Origin of the sequence: Rhizobium sp. AP16, from assembly GCF_000281735.1 — a bacterium.
In the GTDB taxonomy this organism is placed as follows: domain Bacteria; phylum Pseudomonadota; class Alphaproteobacteria; order Rhizobiales; family Rhizobiaceae; genus Rhizobium; species Rhizobium rhizogenes.
Map to the genome: position 1 here is coordinate 55420 of NZ_AJVM01000004.1, position 15513 is coordinate 70932.

At 59.7% G+C, this 15513-nt stretch carries 13 protein-coding genes and 1 pseudogene; 4 read left to right on the forward strand and 10 right to left on the reverse strand.

Annotated features, from left to right (window positions below):
- Window positions 1-13 precede the first annotated feature (13 nt).
- Window positions 14-1513, reverse strand: a complete 1500-nt coding sequence (locus PMI03_RS03975) for an aldehyde dehydrogenase (protein WP_007690102.1) — start codon at window positions 1511-1513, stop codon at window positions 14-16.
- 1 nt (window position 1514) lies between these two features.
- Window positions 1515-2660 carry an iron-containing alcohol dehydrogenase gene (locus tag PMI03_RS03980; RefSeq protein WP_007690105.1) on the reverse strand — a complete coding sequence of 382 codons (1146 nt, stop codon included), beginning with the start codon at window positions 2658-2660 and terminating at the stop codon, window positions 1515-1517.
- Window positions 2661-2778: 118 nt separating this feature from the next.
- Here PMI03_RS03980 and PMI03_RS03985 point away from each other — a divergent pair, with 118 nt between their 5' ends.
- Window positions 2779-3678 carry a LysR substrate-binding domain-containing protein gene (locus PMI03_RS03985; protein WP_007690107.1) on the forward strand — a complete coding sequence of 300 codons (900 nt, stop codon included), beginning with the start codon at window positions 2779-2781 and terminating at the stop codon, window positions 3676-3678.
- Between the two features lie 71 nt (window positions 3679-3749).
- Here the strand turns inward: PMI03_RS03985 and PMI03_RS03990 are convergent, their stop codons facing one another.
- From PMI03_RS03990 to PMI03_RS04015, 6 genes are all read right to left on the reverse strand, one after another.
- The gene (locus tag PMI03_RS03990; RefSeq protein WP_007690109.1) at window positions 3750-4157 is read right to left on the reverse strand and encodes a F0F1 ATP synthase subunit epsilon; all 408 of its coding nucleotides are present in this window, start codon (window positions 4155-4157) and stop codon (window positions 3750-3752) included.
- Between the two features lie 75 nt (window positions 4158-4232).
- Window positions 4233-5663, reverse strand: a complete 1431-nt coding sequence (gene atpD / locus PMI03_RS03995) for a F0F1 ATP synthase subunit beta (protein WP_007690112.1) — start codon at window positions 5661-5663, stop codon at window positions 4233-4235.
- A gap of 23 nt (window positions 5664-5686) precedes the next feature.
- Window positions 5687-6571 carry a F0F1 ATP synthase subunit gamma gene (locus tag PMI03_RS04000; protein WP_007690114.1) on the reverse strand — a complete coding sequence of 295 codons (885 nt, stop codon included), beginning with the start codon at window positions 6569-6571 and terminating at the stop codon, window positions 5687-5689.
- A gap of 29 nt (window positions 6572-6600) precedes the next feature.
- Window positions 6601-8130, reverse strand: a complete 1530-nt coding sequence (gene atpA, locus PMI03_RS04005; RefSeq protein ID WP_007690115.1) for a F0F1 ATP synthase subunit alpha — start codon at window positions 8128-8130, stop codon at window positions 6601-6603.
- Window positions 8130-8696, reverse strand: coding sequence for a F0F1 ATP synthase subunit delta (locus PMI03_RS04010; protein ID WP_007690120.1), 567 nt, complete (start codon window positions 8694-8696; stop codon window positions 8130-8132). Before PMI03_RS04010 ends, atpA begins: the two co-directional genes overlap by 1 nt.
- Window positions 8697-8958: 262 nt before the next feature.
- Window positions 8959-9342, reverse strand: a complete 384-nt coding sequence (locus tag PMI03_RS04015; protein WP_007690122.1) for a DUF4345 family protein — start codon at window positions 9340-9342, stop codon at window positions 8959-8961.
- Between the two features lie 255 nt (window positions 9343-9597).
- On the opposite strand from PMI03_RS04015, the gene PMI03_RS04020 reads away from it, so the two are divergent.
- Window positions 9598-10653 (forward strand): nucleotidyltransferase domain-containing protein, encoded by a 1056-nt coding sequence (locus PMI03_RS04020; RefSeq protein WP_007690125.1) that lies wholly within the window; start codon window positions 9598-9600, stop codon window positions 10651-10653.
- A 2-nt stretch (window positions 10654-10655) separates the two neighbouring features.
- On the opposite strand, the gene PMI03_RS04025 is transcribed toward PMI03_RS04020, so the two are convergent.
- Complete coding sequence (locus tag PMI03_RS04025) at window positions 10656-12887, reverse strand: primosomal protein N' (RefSeq protein ID WP_007690132.1); 2232 nt, start codon at window positions 12885-12887, stop codon at window positions 10656-10658.
- A gap of 520 nt (window positions 12888-13407) precedes the next feature.
- Here PMI03_RS04025 and PMI03_RS04030 point away from each other — a divergent pair.
- The gene (locus PMI03_RS04030; RefSeq protein ID WP_007690134.1) at window positions 13408-14403 is read left to right on the forward strand and encodes a hypothetical protein; all 996 of its coding nucleotides are present in this window, start codon (window positions 13408-13410) and stop codon (window positions 14401-14403) included.
- A 12-nt stretch (window positions 14404-14415) separates the two neighbouring features.
- A pseudogene (locus tag PMI03_RS31460) lies at window positions 14416-14553 on the forward strand (IS5/IS1182 family transposase); the annotation flags it as partial.
- 266 nt (window positions 14554-14819) lie between these two features.
- Here the strand turns inward: PMI03_RS31460 and PMI03_RS04035 are convergent.
- Window positions 14820-15500 carry a uridylate kinase gene (locus tag PMI03_RS04035; RefSeq protein WP_309574315.1) on the reverse strand — a complete coding sequence of 227 codons (681 nt, stop codon included), beginning with the start codon at window positions 15498-15500 and terminating at the stop codon, window positions 14820-14822.
- Window positions 15501-15513: the final 13 nt, after the last annotated feature.

The following is a 15513-nucleotide window of genomic DNA, read 5'->3' on the forward strand; positions in this document are numbered from 1 at the left end:
CTCCCCGCAAACCTCAGCCGAATTGCTGCCAGATGGTCTTGTAGTCGCAATATTTGTCGATCGCGTGCACCGAGCGGTCGCGGCCGAAACCGGATTGCTTAAAGCCGCCGAAGGGCGTGGCGAAATTCGACATGTCATAGGTATTGATCCACACCGTACCCGCATGGATCGCCTCGGAAAAACGATGGGCGCGGTCCATATCTTTGGTGAAGACGGCGCCGGCGAGACCATAGATCGTATCGTTGGCGATCTTCAGCGCCTCCTCTTCGGTATCGAAGGGAATGGCCGCGAGCACCGGCCCGAAAATCTCCTGCCGTGCCAGGCTCATGTCGTTGGTCATGTCGACGAAGACGCCGGGCGAGACATAATAGCCACCGGTTTCGCTGAGTACGCGCTCAGCGCCGAAGGCCCGTCGCGCGCCTTCCTTCTCGCCGGTAGCGATCATCGAAAGCACCTTGTTCATATGCTCTTCCTCGATCAGCGCGCCGATCTGTGCGGTCGGATCAAGCGGATGCTTCAGCGCGATGTCGGAGCGCGTCACCACCTCGATCTTGGCGATCAGCTTATCCTGTATCGACCGCTGCACGATCAGCCGCGTCGAGGCATGGCAGGTCTCGCCGGAATTGTAGAAACAGCCCCAGGCAACCGCGCTCGCCGCCGCATCGAGATCCGCGTCTTCGAAGACGACCAGCGGCGACTTGCCGCCAAGCTCCAGCGCCACGCGCTTGACGTTCGATTGCGCCGCGTAGCCCATGATCAGCTTGCCGACCTCGGTCGAGCCGGTGAAGGCGATCATGTCGACATCCATGTGCAGCGCCAGCGCCTTGCCCGTCTCCTCACCATAGCCGGTGACGACATTGAGGACACCGGCGGGCAAGCCCGCTTCGAAGCCGAGCTCAGCAAGCCGGATGGCCGAGAGCGAGGATTGCTCCGCCGGCTTCAACACCACGGAATTGCCAGCGGCGATCGCTGGCCCAAGCTTCCAGGCATCGATGATCATCGGATAGTTCCAGGGTGTGATCGCGCCGATGACGCCGAGCGGCACCTTGCGCACGAGAGCGTGGGCATTCGGGCCGGTCGGCGCGATCTCGTCATAGATCTTGTCGATCATCTCTCCATAGAACTGGATGCCGTCGGCGCAGAGGCGGACATCGACGGTGAGCGACGCCATGACCGGCTTGCCGACATCCAGCGTCTCCAGCATGGCGAGCTCCTCGCCATGGGCACGGATCAGCTCGGCCCATTTCAGCATGATCCTCTTCTTTTCCAGCGGCTCCTTCTTGCGCCAGACGCCGCTTTCAAAGGCAGCGCGGGCAGCAGCGACGGCAGCGTCGATATCGGCGGCGTTGCCGCGCGCCAGCTGCGCGCCGGGCTTGCCGTCCATCGGGCGGATGCGGGTGAAGGTATCGCCGGAGGAGGAGGTGCGATAGGCGCCGTCGATAAAATGCCGCCCCTCAAGCTTCAGGCCGGAGAGAACATTCTCCCAATAGTCGCGCGTATAGTCCTTGGTCATCTCAGATTCCTTTCGGCAGCGCCATGACGGCGGCGGCGAAACGGTCGATCTCGGCATCCGTCACATCGCGGACGGTCGAACGCCGCATCGGCTGGTTTTCCGGCGCGCGCATTTCCTGCGCAAGATCGGCCGCATCGAAGGGCTTGAAGGCGGACGGCAGGGCGCGGACGATGCCGCAGCGATCCATCCAGCCGGAGACGCAGGCGGGAAGCGCGGCAGCACTTTCAAGACCGCAGGCTTTCGCGGCGGCATTGAGCTCATCCGTATTCGCCTCGACCAGCCACGGTAGCGTTGTCTCGAAGCCGAGCGCTGTCGCCAGCCCATGGTGGACCGGTGCAAGGCCGGCCAGCGCATGGCTGATATTATGCGCGATCGCCGTGCCGCAATTGTCGATGGCGATGCCGGCGAAGCAGGAGCCGAGCAGCACATCGCCGCGCGCCTCGAGGTTGCCGGGCTCTCTTACCGCCGTCTCCAGCGAGCCGGTGATCAGCCGCAGCGCCTGATGCGCATAAAACTGCGCGCCGCGATGGGTGTTGCGATTGGTCGCCGCCTCGAAGGCATGAATGAAGGCGTCGAGGCCGCACCAGGCGGTGAGGCTGGCAGGCAGCGTCGTTGTCAGGGCGGGGTCGAGAATGACGAGATCGGCTTTGGTTTCCGGACCCCAGATCCAGAGCTTCTTGCCCTCCGGACCGGCGAAGATATTGGTGGCCGAGGTCTCCGAACCGGTGCCGGCGGTGGTCGGCACCATAATCTTCTTCAACGGCGTCTTTGGCAGCGGGTTGACGGCCAAAGCGTAGAACATCGGGTCGGCGCCGGAAGCGGCGCAGCAGGCGACGATCTTGGCGATATCCAGGGCCGAGCCGCCACCGACGCCGATCACCATGTCCACGCCCTTGGCCTTCTCAAGCGCTGCACGAAGATGCGCGAGCTTCGGCTCACCGGAGAAATCCGAGAAGACCTCTGTCAAGATTCCTGCCTCGGCCAGATCGGCCCTGATCCTGTCCGCGAGACCCGATTGCACTAGAAACGCATCGATCACCAGAAGAGTGGCAGCGACCCCATCGAAGGATTTGACGGCGGTGGCAAGGCCGGCAAGCGCGCCGTCACCAAAGCGGATGTCAGGAATGGCGGAAATGGAGAAGGACACGGCAGATCACCCAGGAAAATGCGGTCGATTACGATGTCCTCATCCTGCATCACAATTTCAGCTCTTCAAATCCAAGCATTTATCGGGGATATTGATGATCTGAAGTTATGGAGAGACGATGCTCGAGAAAATACCGCTGGAAGCCTTCCGCGTGTTCGATGCCGCGGCCCGCGCCATGAATTTCTCCCGCGCCGGACGTGAGCTGAACATCACCCAGGCGGCCGTCAGCCGGCGCATAAAGGGGCTTGAGGATCACCTGGGCGCGACCCTCTTCACCCGGCGCGGCCGGAACCTGGCGCTGACCCCGGAGGGCGAGCGGCTGTCTCAGCGCGTGCGGGCAACACTCGAATATCTGGAGGAAAGCCTGGAGCCTTTCCGCGCCGGCACCGGTGAGATCATCTCTATCGCCGCCAGCGGTTCGATCTCGCATCTCTGGCTCGGGAAGAGGCTCAGAGACTTCGGTAAAGAAAGCCCCGGCATTTCCGTGCGCCTGCTGACCACGGACGTCCACTCGGAGCTGGCATCGGAGACCAACGATCTCATCATCATCTACTCCACCGGCGAACATCCACGCTGGAACCTGACGCCGCTGATGAAGGAAGTGCTGGTGCCGATCGCCTCGCCGGACTACCTCACAAGCCGCGGCCTCGACCCGCAGGCGCTGACATCGGCCGATATCGCCGGGCTGGATCTGATCGACTACGAACGCGCCAACGCCCACTGGATCAGCTTTCGCCAATGGTTCGGCCGCGTCGGCGATCCGTTGAAGGGTAAGCTGCCGCGACCCCGGCTCTCCTTCTCCACCTATATCATGGCGGTCGAAGCAGCTCTGCGGGGTGAAGGCATCGCGCTCGGCAGCCTTGGGCTCATCGAAGACTATCTGCGCTCCGGCGCACTGGTCACGATCGGCAACGACCAGGTCGAAAGTGGCTTCGGCTACTATCTTGGCGCGCCACGTTTCCGCACCCTCTCGCCCGAGGCCGGACAGTTGCACCGGCACCTGCTGGCGAACCAATAGCCTCGGCAGCACAACAAAAAAGCGGCCGGGAAAGGCCGCTTTCGTTCGGAACCACTGACTGGGCTTTAGGATCAATCCTTCCGGATCGAGCCGCTCAGATGCGTGAGTTCCATGATGAAATGCTCAAGGCGGGACTTATGCTCGTGATGCTCGGCATCTTCGAGTTCGGCCTTGGCGACATTAATGCGGCGCGTCAGCTCATCCTGGTTGAGATCTTCAACCGGGATTGCGGACTCGGCCAGCAGCGTGCAGCCGGTCGGCAGAATGTCGGCGAAACCGCCGAACACGACGTAATCCTGCTTCTTGCCCGAAGCCGAATGCACCTTGACGACGCCCGGCTTGATCGTGGTCATGGTCGGCGCATGGTGGGCCATGACGGTCATCTCGCCTTCGCTGGCGGGAATGACGACATCGATGACCTGCTCCGACAGAAGCAGACGCTCCGGAGACACCAGTTCGAAATTGAAATTGTCAGCCATGACCGGTCACTTCTCGATTGTCTTTATTTCAAGGCAACGGCGCACGAAAAACCGCGCGCCGTTGGATTGGCCTTATCAGGCAGCCAGCTTCTTGGCCTTTTCGATCGCTTCTTCGATCGAGCCGACCATGTAGAAAGCAGCTTCCGGCAGGTGATCGTAGTCGCCGTTGACCAGGCCCTTGAAGCCCTTGATCGTGTCTTCGAGAGCGACGAGCTTGCCCGGCGAACCGGTGAAGATTTCGGCGACGAAGAACGGCTGCGACAGGAAGCGTTCGATCTTACGGGCGCGGGCAACGGCCAACTTGTCTTCTTCCGACAATTCGTCCATGCCCAGGATCGCGATGATGTCCTGGAGAGCCTTGTAGCGCTGCAGGGTCGACTGGACCTTACGAGCGATTTCATAGTGCTCTTCGCCGACGACCAGCGGGTCGAGCATGCGCGAGGTGGAGTCGAGCGGGTCGACGGCCGGGTAGATACCCTTTTCAGCGATCGAGCGCGACAGAACCGTCGTTGCGTCCAAGTGGGCGAACGAGGTAGCCGGCGCCGGGTCGGTCAAGTCGTCGGCCGGAACGTAAATGGCCTGAACCGAGGTGATCGAGCCCTTGGTCGTCGTGGTGATGCGTTCCTGCATCTGACCCATGTCGGTAGCAAGCGTCGGCTGATAACCAACGGCCGAAGGAATACGGCCGAGCAGAGCCGACACTTCCGAACCCGCCTGGGTGAAGCGGAAGATGTTGTCGACGAAGAACAGAACGTCCTGGCCTTCATCGCGGAAGTTTTCAGCAACCGTCAGACCGGTCAGAGCGACGCGAGCGCGGGCGCCCGGCGGTTCGTTCATCTGGCCGTAAACCAGCGCAGCCTTGGAGCCTTCGCCGCCGCCATGCTTGTTGACGCCGGATTCGATCATTTCGTGGTAAAGGTCGTTGCCTTCGCGGGTACGTTCACCCACGCCTGCGAATACCGAGTAACCACCATGCGCCTTGGCGACGTTGTTGATCAATTCCATGATCAGAACGGTCTTGCCGACGCCAGCGCCGCCAAACAGGCCGATCTTGCCGCCCTTTGCGTAAGGTGCGAGCAGGTCGACGACCTTGATGCCGGTGACCAGGATCTGGCCTTCGGTGGACTGCTCGACGTAAGACGGAGCTTCCTGGTGGATCGAGCGCTTGGTAGCGGTGATCAGCGGACCGGCTTCGTCAACCGGCTCGCCGATGACGTTCATGATACGGCCGAGCGTTTCGTAACCGACCGGAACCGAGATCGGCGCGCCGGTGTCGGAAACGGGCTGGCCGCGGACCAGACCTTCGGTGGAGTCCATGGCGATCGTGCGGACCGAGTTTTCGCCGAGGTGCTGCGCGACTTCCAGAACAAGGCGGCTGCCATTGTTGCTGGTTTCGAGAGCATTCAGGATCTTCGGCAGATCGCCATCGAAATGAACGTCAACGACGGCGCCGATAACCTGCGTAACCTTGCCGACCGAAACTGCGGCCTTAGCTGCGTCAGCCATAATCTTACCCTCTTTTCCTAACCTCAGAGCGCTTCCGCGCCCGAAATGATTTCAATCAATTCCTTGGTGATCTGCGCCTGGCGCTGGCGGTTGTAGCTCAGCGTCAGTTTGTTGATCATTTCACCGGCATTGCGCGTCGCATTGTCCATCGCGCTCATCTTGGAGCCCATTTCGCCAGCGACGTTCTCAAGGAGCGCGCGGAAAATCTGGACCGAGATGTTGCGCGGGATCAGGTCCGCAAGGATCGAAGCCGCATCCGGCTCGTATTCATAAACAGCGCCCTTATGGGCGGCATCTTCCTCAACAACGGCCGGAGCCGAAGCCGGGATAAGCTGCAATCCCGTCGGCACCTGGCTGATTACCGACTTGAACTCGGAATAGAACAGCGTGCAGACGTCAAATTCGCCGGCTTCGAACATCTCGATGATGCGCTTGCCGAGGGCATCGGCATTCTCGAAGCCAACGCGCTTGACGTCGCGCAGTTCCTTGCGCTCGATGATCAGCGAAGCATACTCGCGGCGCAGAATATCGTAGCCCTTCTTGCCGACCGTGAAGATCTTCACGGTCTTGCCTTCGGCGAGCAGCTTGCGGACGTGATCACGGGCAAAGCGCGCGATCTGCGAGTTGAAGCCGCCGCAAAGGCCGCGTTCAGCCGTGCAGACCACGAGCAGATGCGCATCGCTCTTGCCGGTGCCGGTCATCAGAAGCGGCGCACCGTCAGCATCGCTGACGGCAGCCGTGATGTTGGCAAGAACGGCGCCCATGCGCTGCGAATAGGGCCGTGCGGCCTCAGCCGCCTCCTGGGCACGCCGAAGCTTCGCCGCGGCGACCATTTTCATCGCCTTGGTGATCTTCTGCGTCGCCTTGACGGAGGCGATCCGGTTTTTCAGATCCTTAAGTGAAGGCATCCGGTATCCGTCCTAGAAGTGAGGTCCGATCAGGCGAAAGACTTGGCGTAGCTGTCAAGAGCAGCCACAAGCTTGCTCTTGGTCGCGTCGCTGATAGCCTTTTCGGTGCGGATCGTATCGAGGAGTTCCTTGCCTTCCGAGCGGAGGTACGAAAGCAGGCCCTGCTCGAACTTGCCGATCTGCGGAACAGCGATCTTGTCGAGGTAGCCGTTGACGCCGGCGAAGATCACCGCAACCTGCTCTTCCACCTTCAGCGGCGAGAACTGCGGCTGCTTCAGGAGTTCGGTCAGGCGTGCACCACGGTTCAGCAGGCGCTGCGTTGCGGCATCGAGGTCCGAGCCGAACTGAGCGAAGGCTGCCATTTCGCGATACTGGGCGAGTTCGCCCTTGATCGAGCCGGCAACCTGCTTCATCGCCTTGATCTGAGCGGACGAACCAACGCGCGAAACCGATAGACCGACGTTAACGGCCGGACGGATGCCCTGATAGAACAGGTCGGTTTCAAGGAAGATCTGGCCGTCGGTGATCGAGATCACGTTGGTCGGAATGAAGGCAGAAACGTCGTTACCCTGCGTTTCGATGACCGGCAGAGCGGTCAGCGAACCGGCGCCCAATTCGTCGTTCATCTTAGCAGCGCGCTCAAGGAGACGCGAATGCAGGTAGAAAACGTCGCCCGGATAGGCTTCGCGGCCCGGCGGGCGGCGCAGCAGCAGCGACATCTGACGGTATGAAACGGCCTGCTTCGACAGATCGTCATAGCCGATCAGGGCGTGCATGCCGTTGTCGCGGAAATATTCACCCATGGCGCAACCGGCAAACGGTGCCAGGAACTGCATCGGAGCCGGATCGGACGCCGTTGCAGCAACAATGATCGAGTACTTCAGGGCGCCGCGCTCTTCGAGCACCTTGACGAACTGAGCAACAGTCGAACGCTTCTGGCCGACGGCGACGTAGACGCAGTACAGCTTTTCGCTGTCCGGGCCGACATCGTGGATGGCCTTCTGGTTCAGGATCGTGTCGAGAATGATGGCGGTCTTGCCGGTCTGGCGGTCACCGATGACCAACTCGCGCTGGCCGCGGCCGACCGGGATCAGCGCATCGATGGCCTTGAGGCCGGTCGACATCGGCTCATGAACCGACTTGCGCGGAATGATGCCCGGAGCCTTGACGTCGACGCGCGAACGGCGGGTCGCGTTGATCGGGCCCTTGCCGTCGATCGGGTTGCCGAGGGCGTCAACGACGCGGCCGAGCAGTTCCGGACCTACCGGAACGTCGACGATCGCGCCAGTACGCTTGACGGTGTCGCCTTCCTTGATGTCGCGGTCGGAGCCGAAGATGACCACGCCGACATTGTCGGATTCGAGGTTCAGGGCCATACCACGAATGCCGCCAGGGAACTCGACCATTTCGCCAGCCTGGACATTGTCCAGACCGTAGACGCGGGCGATACCGTCACCGACGGAAAGAACCTGGCCGACTTCGGAGACTTCGGCTTCTTGGCCGAAATTTTTAATCTGATCTTTCAGAATTGCGGAAATTTCCGCGGCGCGGATATCCATCAGCCGACCTCTTTCAATGCAAGCTTAAGGGTAGAGAGTTTGGTGCGAAGGGACGTATCGATCTGACGCGAACCGACCTTAACGATCAGGCCACCCAGGATCGACGGATCGACCGTGACGGCAATCGCCACGTCCTTGCCGGTTACGCCCTTCAGCGCCGCCTTCAATTCATTTTCCTGCGCCTTCGTCAGCGCATGAGCCGAGGTGATCTCGGCGGAAACTTCTCCGCGATGTTGCGCGGCAATAATACGGAAAGCCTTGACCATGCCCGGCAGCGCAAAAAGGCGCCGGTTCTTTGCCACGACTTTGAGGAAATTGGTAAAATAGGCGCCGAAGCCTGCCTTGGTCGCCAGAGCCTGAACTGCACCAACCTGCTCTTCGGCCGAAAAGACCGGGCTGGAGATGAAACGCTTCAGATCACCGCTGTCATCCAGCATGGCTTGAAACCGATCGAGATCGGCGGTCACTGCCGGAACAGCACCCTCCTCAAGGGCCAGCTCGAACAATGACGAGGCATATCGCTCTGCAACACCAGAAATATGCTGGGATGTGTCTGCCACGGGCACAAAATTCCCTGATTTCAACCCAAGAGTTCAGCTTCCGGGGCACGGAAGCCACATGCTCTTGAATTCGTTTTGATTTCCCCCAGAAATCAACAGGAGCTTCCTCCTGCCGCATCCGAAATTCGGGGTTCGTCTAACATAGGATATTGAGACTCGCAACACGCGTATTCGCCGAATACGCCATTCGAGTGAATTTATGATGGCAAAAGTTCAGAACCATGGGGATAGAGCGGGCAATGACAGCCGGCGCATGCCCGATTTTGGCTCAAATGTAACCAAATCCGTAAAGAAGGGGTAGAGCGGCCAATGCAACCTGAACAACCAGAAGCAGCAGGTTGAGCCACGCACTTCCCCGGTCGGACATGATCGAGAGAATCCGGCCGAAGGCGGCGATCGCAAACGACGCTCCGAGTGCCAGATAGATCATCGGCTGGGCGAGCAGTATCGCGACCACCCCGAAACCGAGATAGAAACCGCCGGCCGAGCGCGCCTCGGCATAGGCCTCCGATCGCCCTTCGCGCACCTGCAGCCGAAGAAAGCGATAGGTGTAGCCCGGCGCGAACATCACGATAAGACCGATCAAGGCCGTAAACGCTGCCGAGCAATAGGCAAGCCGCTCGCCCAGGTCAGTCGGAAAATAGAACTCCATCGATCGTCCCCAAATCAGCCCAAATCAAATCAACCATATGAACAGATCGACATATGGCATGAAGTGCGACAAGAGGGAATGCGGAATGAAATGCCTTAGCACATTATACTTCGCATCATAATGCTATGAAAATATTTTCTTTATCCCTTTTAACTGATATCTTCCCTGAAGAAGGGATAATTTTCTGCTGGAGGCATCGCTTCGCTGAAATGAATTTATCCCTTTTCAGCAGGAAAGTCATAAAAAAGGGATAAATTGTTTTATTTCAATGAAATGAAGAGCGATCAAATAAGACAGACGATCGATACGGAGCAGCTATTCGAAGCATGGCTGGCCGTAAATGCCGATCTATCGCATCGATTTGCAGGCTCCATGGCATGGAAAACCGTTTCCGGGCGCGATTACCTATATCGCAAGACAAAAACCTCGTGGAAATCACTCGGCCCGCGCTCTTCCGAAACGGAACGCACCTATATGCAATTCCATGAGGGCAGAAGCGAACGTCGGCAGCACTTGGCCACGTTATCGACGCGGCTCGATGAAATGGCCGCCATCAACCGGGCCATGCGGCTTGGCAGGATGCCGTTGACGACGGCTCGTATCCTGCGGGCGCTCAACAAGGCGAACCTTATCGGAAATGCTTTGGACATTGTCGGTACCAACGCACTTTTTGCCTATGAACGGCTCAGCGGCGTCAAGATCGACAGCAGTCTGCTCGCCACGGGGGATATCGACCTGCTGTTCGACGCGCGAACCAACCTCAACCTTTTGCGGAGGAGTATCGGCGCGGAAGGTCTGATGGGCGTCTTACGCACAGCCGACAAATCATTTCATACACTTGGCAAGCGGAGCTTTCGCGCAGCAAACAAGAATGGATATCTGGTCGATCTGATCGGCCCTATGCCATCACATCCACTCAGCAGTTCCAGACCCGCCGGCATCGGCGAGAATGAGGATGATCTTGCCGCCGTCGAGATCGAGGGGCTGCAATGGCTCATAAACAGCCCTAAAGTAACAGCTATCGTTCTTGATGAGCGCGGCTATCCCGTACACTATACCTGCCCCGACCCGAGAAGTTTTGCCCTACACAAGCTTTGGCTCTCACGCCGGGAAGATCGCGACCCCTTGAAGAAGCTCCGCGATGAAGCGCAAGCTCATGTGGTCGCCGATATGATAGGCCGTTACCTGTCACATCTCCGATTTGACGACACCGCACTCGGCGCGGTTCCCAAGAGCCTGCGAAGCCTGTCTCGTGAGCTACAAGAGACAACACACAAGTCGCCGGACGATAAGATCGAACCGAACTGGTAGCCTCACAGAAAGCTCTGTGGATCGATATCCAGCTGAACATGCACCGAGCCGCGCTCCTTCGGCGCTTGCGCCAGCATGGCCCGGAGGAACCCCTGCATGTCGGAATTCCGCTTGCCGTGCACCAGCAGGCGAAAGCGATGGCGGCCGCGCACCAAAGCGAGCGGCGCTTCCGCCGGCCCGAGAACCGAGATACCCTGCACCTGCGGCGCCGCGCTGCGCATACTGCGCGCATGGGTCTCAGCATCCTGGCGGGTCTCGGCCGAAACGATGATCGAGGCAAGCCGTCCGAAAGGTGGCAACACCGCCCTCTCCCGCTCTGAAATCTCGCGCTCATAAAAGGCGCTGGCATCGCCGGAGACGATTGCCTGCATGACCGGATGCTGCGGTTGGTAGGTTTGCAGCAGGCCATGGCTCTTGAGACCGGTTCGCCCGGCGCGGCCGGTCACCTGCGACAAGAGCTGGAAGGTCCGCTCGGCGGCGCGCGGATCGCCATTGGCAAGGCCGAGATCGGCGTCGATAATGCCGACCAGCGTCATCAGCGGGAAATTATGCCCCTTGGCGACGAGCTGCGTGCCGATGACGATATCCGCCTCGCCCTTGGCGATGGCATCGAGCTCCAGCCGCAGCCTTTTGACGCCGCCCATGATGTCGGATGACAGCACGATCGTCCGCGCATCGGGAAAATGCCGCTCCACTTCCTCGGCAATACGCTCGACGCCGGGGCCGCAGGCGACAAGATGGTCGAGCGTGCCGCATTCCGGGCATGCCTCGGGCGTCCGCTCGGCATAGCCGCATTGATGGCACTGGAGCTGGCCGCGAAACCGATGCTCCACCAGCCAGCTCGAACATTGCGGGCATTGGAAGCGATGGCCGCAGACCCGGCAGAGTGTCAGCGGCGCATAGCCGCGCCTGTTGAGGAACAGCAGCGATTGCTGGCCCTTCTCCACCGTCTTGCCGATCGCCCGGATCAGCAATGGCGACAGGAAGCCTCCTCGCTCCGGCGCATGCCGGCGCATATCGACCAAATGCAGGTCCGGCATTGCCGCATCGCCGAAGCGGGTCGGCAGATGGATGGTGCTGTAACGCCCGCTCTGGCCGTTGACCTGACTTTCGACCGAGGGCGTGGCCGAAACCAGCACGACCGGGAAATCAGCGATGCGGCCGCGTACGACCGCCATGTCGCGGGCATTATAATAAACGCGATCTTCCTGCTTATAGGCGGGATCATGCTCTTCATCGACGATGATGAGGCCGAGATCCTCAAACGGCAGGAACAGTGCCGAGCGCGCGCCGGCAACCACGCGCACTTCGCCGGTCACTGCCTGCCGCCAGACCTTTTCGCGCGTTCGTGGCGCCAGATCCGAATGCCATTCGGCCGGCTTGGCGCCGAAACGATCCTGGAAGCGCTCAAGGAAGCTCGCGGTGAGCGCGATTTCTGGCAGAAGGATCAGCACCTGCTTGCCGCGCTTCAGCGTCTCGGCGATCGCCTCGAAATAAACCTCGGTCTTGCCCGAGCCGGTGACGCCGTCGATCAGCGAGACGGAGAATTCCTGTTTGCGCACCTCGCTCAGGATCTCATCAGCCGCTTCGCGCTGCGGGCCTTCGAGCCGCGAGGCGGCGTAGTCCGGATCCGGCTTGGCAACGAGCGGCGGCGGCGGCAGGAACACGGCTTCGAAAACGCCCTGCGTGATCAGCCCATCGATGACGCTTGTCGAAACGCCGGCGGCATGAGCGAGGCCAGAGCGCGTCCACGAGAGACCGTCATTCGCCATCTCCATCACCCGAACGCGTGCCGGCGTCAGCCGCTCCGGCGCGCCACCGGCAAAACGCAACCCCTCGACCATCGGCTCGGGATCGAAGGCAGCCGGGACCCTCAGCGCCATACGGGCAACGAGGCCGGGCGGCGACAGCGTGTAGGCCGCGACCCAATCGATGAAATCGCGCATCTCCTTGGCAAGCGGCGGGCAATCGAAGACACGGCTGATCGGCCGCAGCTTCTTCGGATCGACGCCACCCTCGTCGCCACCATTCCAGACGACGCCGATCACCTGCCTCGGCCCAAGCGGCACCTGCACGACAGAGCCCGGCTCGACCGCCATGCCCTCCGGCACCGCATAGGAATAGGGTTTTGGCGCCGGCATCGGCACCAGAACCGGAACCGTGCGCGTCATGACAGCTTTAGCGGGCGCAGCCTCGAACAGTGCACCGAACAGATCGGAAGAATCTTTACTCATTGCGCCAGACCATGCCCCGAGCGGCGGCAAAAAGGAACCCGGGAGCGGCCCAAGCCATTCGCAAAATGTGGACGGCCTGCAAGCTGCCCTGAATATTCGGGTCTTATGTGGCAATGCCACTAATGACCACTATCGGCCCCAAAGCGGCCATTTTAGGTAGAAAGCAGCCGGACGGCTTCGCGCCCCGATGTCGGTCGTAGAGGTCGTCATCGCGCGAGCCCCAAAGCGAACATAGCTCTGCGGCGGCGTCATGTCTCCTGCGCGCCTTAAGCGGTCAAGGGCGGCCTGAGGGGATTTCGCCTAAAGGCCTTTCACCCCTACTTTGAGCTTTCCATCAATCGACCAATAACGGTCATCGGCAATTGTAGTTGAAATCGGGTATACGCGGTGTCCCGTCAGAAGTGATCGTCAAATCGAGGCGTTAATCTCCCAAGTACGGAGGTACATTGCTCCTGGTCGGACTACCCCAGATGAGAGCTACCGTATAAATCATATGCACTGACAAAGCCGGAGCCGCCCTATGACGCCACTTGCGACTGCCCATGATCCAGTCACCGGGCTACTCGACGCTTTCAAATTCCACGATTTGGTTGCGCTTAGCGACGGCGGGCACGGCTGTGAGCAGGCGTATGCGTTCAGAATAGCGCTAATCCGCGACCCACGGTTTCCCGCCCTCGTGAACGATATCGTCGTAGAAAGCGGTAACTCTCTCTACCAAAGCATGATGGACCGTTTTATTTCAGGAGAAGACATACCTGACAGAGAAATCCGCAAAGCTTGGCAGAATACGACGCAAGCCCACGATGTGTGGGATAGCCCCGTCTTTGAGGGACTATTTCGAGAAGTTCGCGATTTGAATACGACGCTGCCCAAAGAGCGACAGATTCGTGTTTTGTTGGGTGACCCGCCGATAGATTGGTCTAAGATCAACAACGCCGCTGAACTCCGCGAAACATCGAGAGCACTGGAAAACCGTGACAGCTGTGCCGCAAGAATTATTCAAAATGAAGTGCTTGCGAAGCAGCGCCGCGCCTTGATCATCTACGGCGGCATGCACCTTCTCCGCAAGGCTCTCTTCTGGCGATCAGAAGAGGAACAGGCCACGGAATTACAATCCATCCCGCCACAAAATTCAATCGTGTCGTTGCTTGAGACACAAGGAGCGAATGTTTATTCTGTATGGACGCCTGTGGATGTCGATCTGACGCCTTTGCAGTCCGATCTTCGCTCATGGCCTAGACCAAGCCTTGTTCCCATTCGAGGCACTGCGCTTGGCGAGGCGAGCTTTCGATCATATTACCCGCACGCCATGTTCACCGGGCAACTCGACGCGCTCATAAAGATTCATGTCGATCCCGAGCGCTCTCCTTCAATGGAGGAGGAGTTCGACGCTATCCTTTACCTCGGACCGCCATCTGATTTGACGTGGAGTAAAGTCTCTCCCGCGTTGGCCGCCGATCCGGAATACATCAAGATGCGGTCCGACAGATGCGCATGGCTCGGCCTGCCTTTCTGATCGGCGACGAGTAAACGCATCCTCAAGTTGGATCGCTTGCGATTACGAGGGCCGAACGGAGCCCGCGATGAGTTCCACCTCGCAGCCGCAGCCCAAAACCTCCGGAAACTCGCAAAACTAATCCCGATGCCGATGCCGAAACCGGCGTGAAGAGAACTACACCTCGGCGCGTCCCCAACAAGCAAATGCTGCCGCGCGATCACGACGCGATTTTTCAACGGTATCGGCCGATACCAGACCTCGGAGGCAGAAGCTCAGATTTCCGCATTTCTTGTTGGGTGTCCCGACAGCGGACAGTCTTCCATCGGTCCCGAACCAGACAGCGCGTCGCTTGAAGCTTATGTCCGCAATTGGCGCAAAGTTGCCATAAATGCCCCGTCCCAGTTAGTGTCGTCTGCTACCGAATTCCGTGAATATCAGAGATTTCGCGATACTGCTGAAAGCCTGCCATCTCCACGAATCCGAAGAGCAGGCTGTTCGAAATTGTCGTTGTTGAAAATGACATCGGCAGCCGAAGCAGGCGCGCACAAGCGCTGATAGAGATCAAAAGCCGGCCGATACCGATCGGCATAAAGCTGACGTGTGGCCTCCGTTCCGCCCAAGTGCGGGACGTCGCGATCTATGCCTCGTTGTTCGGAGACACGTTCCGTGGTTTCGACGAAGACCGTCAGGTCCCATCCGTCACGCAGCTCAGGGCGCTGGAGAAAGGTCCCGTCCACGATGAGGATAGCATCCGCCGAAGCGAATTGCGGATCCTGTTCAACGGGCCGGTCATTATCGAGGTCGAATGATGCCGTGCGGTACCAGCGATTACCACCTGGCCCCAAAGGAGAGAGAAGCAGCCTGTTGATGGCCGAAAGGTCGCGCGCGTCGTAATAATAGCCTTCGGCGGAATGCCGCCCGCGTGCATAACATTCCACCCTTGGCCTGTGGAAGCCATCGATCGATGTGCGAATAACGTCCCGGCTTTTAGCCGCGAGACAACTGGCCAATTCGTTCGCCAGCGTCGTTTTCCCGGATGCCGTCCTCCCGTCGATCGCAACGCGAATGGGCCTTGCCGATTCGACGTTTGCAATCATGGCGGCGAGGTCGTTCAACAAGGTTGCCCTC

Excerpts from the sequence above, each read along its gene's own strand:
- PMI03_RS04000 (WP_007690114.1), bottom strand. The coding sequence starts at position 6,571 with ATGCCTTCACTTAAGGATCTGAAAAACCGGATCGCCTCCGTCAAGGCG.
- PMI03_RS03985 (WP_007690107.1), top strand. The coding sequence starts at position 2,779 with ATGCTCGAGAAAATACCGCTGGAAGCCTTCCGCGTGTTCGATGCCGCG.
- PMI03_RS04015 (WP_007690122.1), bottom strand. The coding sequence starts at position 9,342 with ATGGAGTTCTATTTTCCGACTGACCTGGGCGAGCGGCTTGCCTATTGC.
- atpD (WP_007690112.1), bottom strand. The coding sequence starts at position 5,663 with ATGGCTGACGCAGCTAAGGCCGCAGTTTCGGTCGGCAAGGTTACGCAG.
- atpA (WP_007690115.1), bottom strand. The coding sequence starts at position 8,130 with ATGGATATCCGCGCCGCGGAAATTTCCGCAATTCTGAAAGATCAGATT.
- PMI03_RS04025 (WP_007690132.1), bottom strand. The coding sequence starts at position 12,887 with ATGAGTAAAGATTCTTCCGATCTGTTCGGTGCACTGTTCGAGGCTGCG.
- PMI03_RS03990 (WP_007690109.1), bottom strand. The coding sequence starts at position 4,157 with ATGGCTGACAATTTCAATTTCGAACTGGTGTCTCCGGAGCGTCTGCTT.
- PMI03_RS03975 (WP_007690102.1), bottom strand. The coding sequence starts at position 1,513 with ATGACCAAGGACTATACGCGCGACTATTGGGAGAATGTTCTCTCCGGC.
- PMI03_RS04030 (WP_007690134.1), top strand. The coding sequence starts at position 13,408 with ATGACGCCACTTGCGACTGCCCATGATCCAGTCACCGGGCTACTCGAC.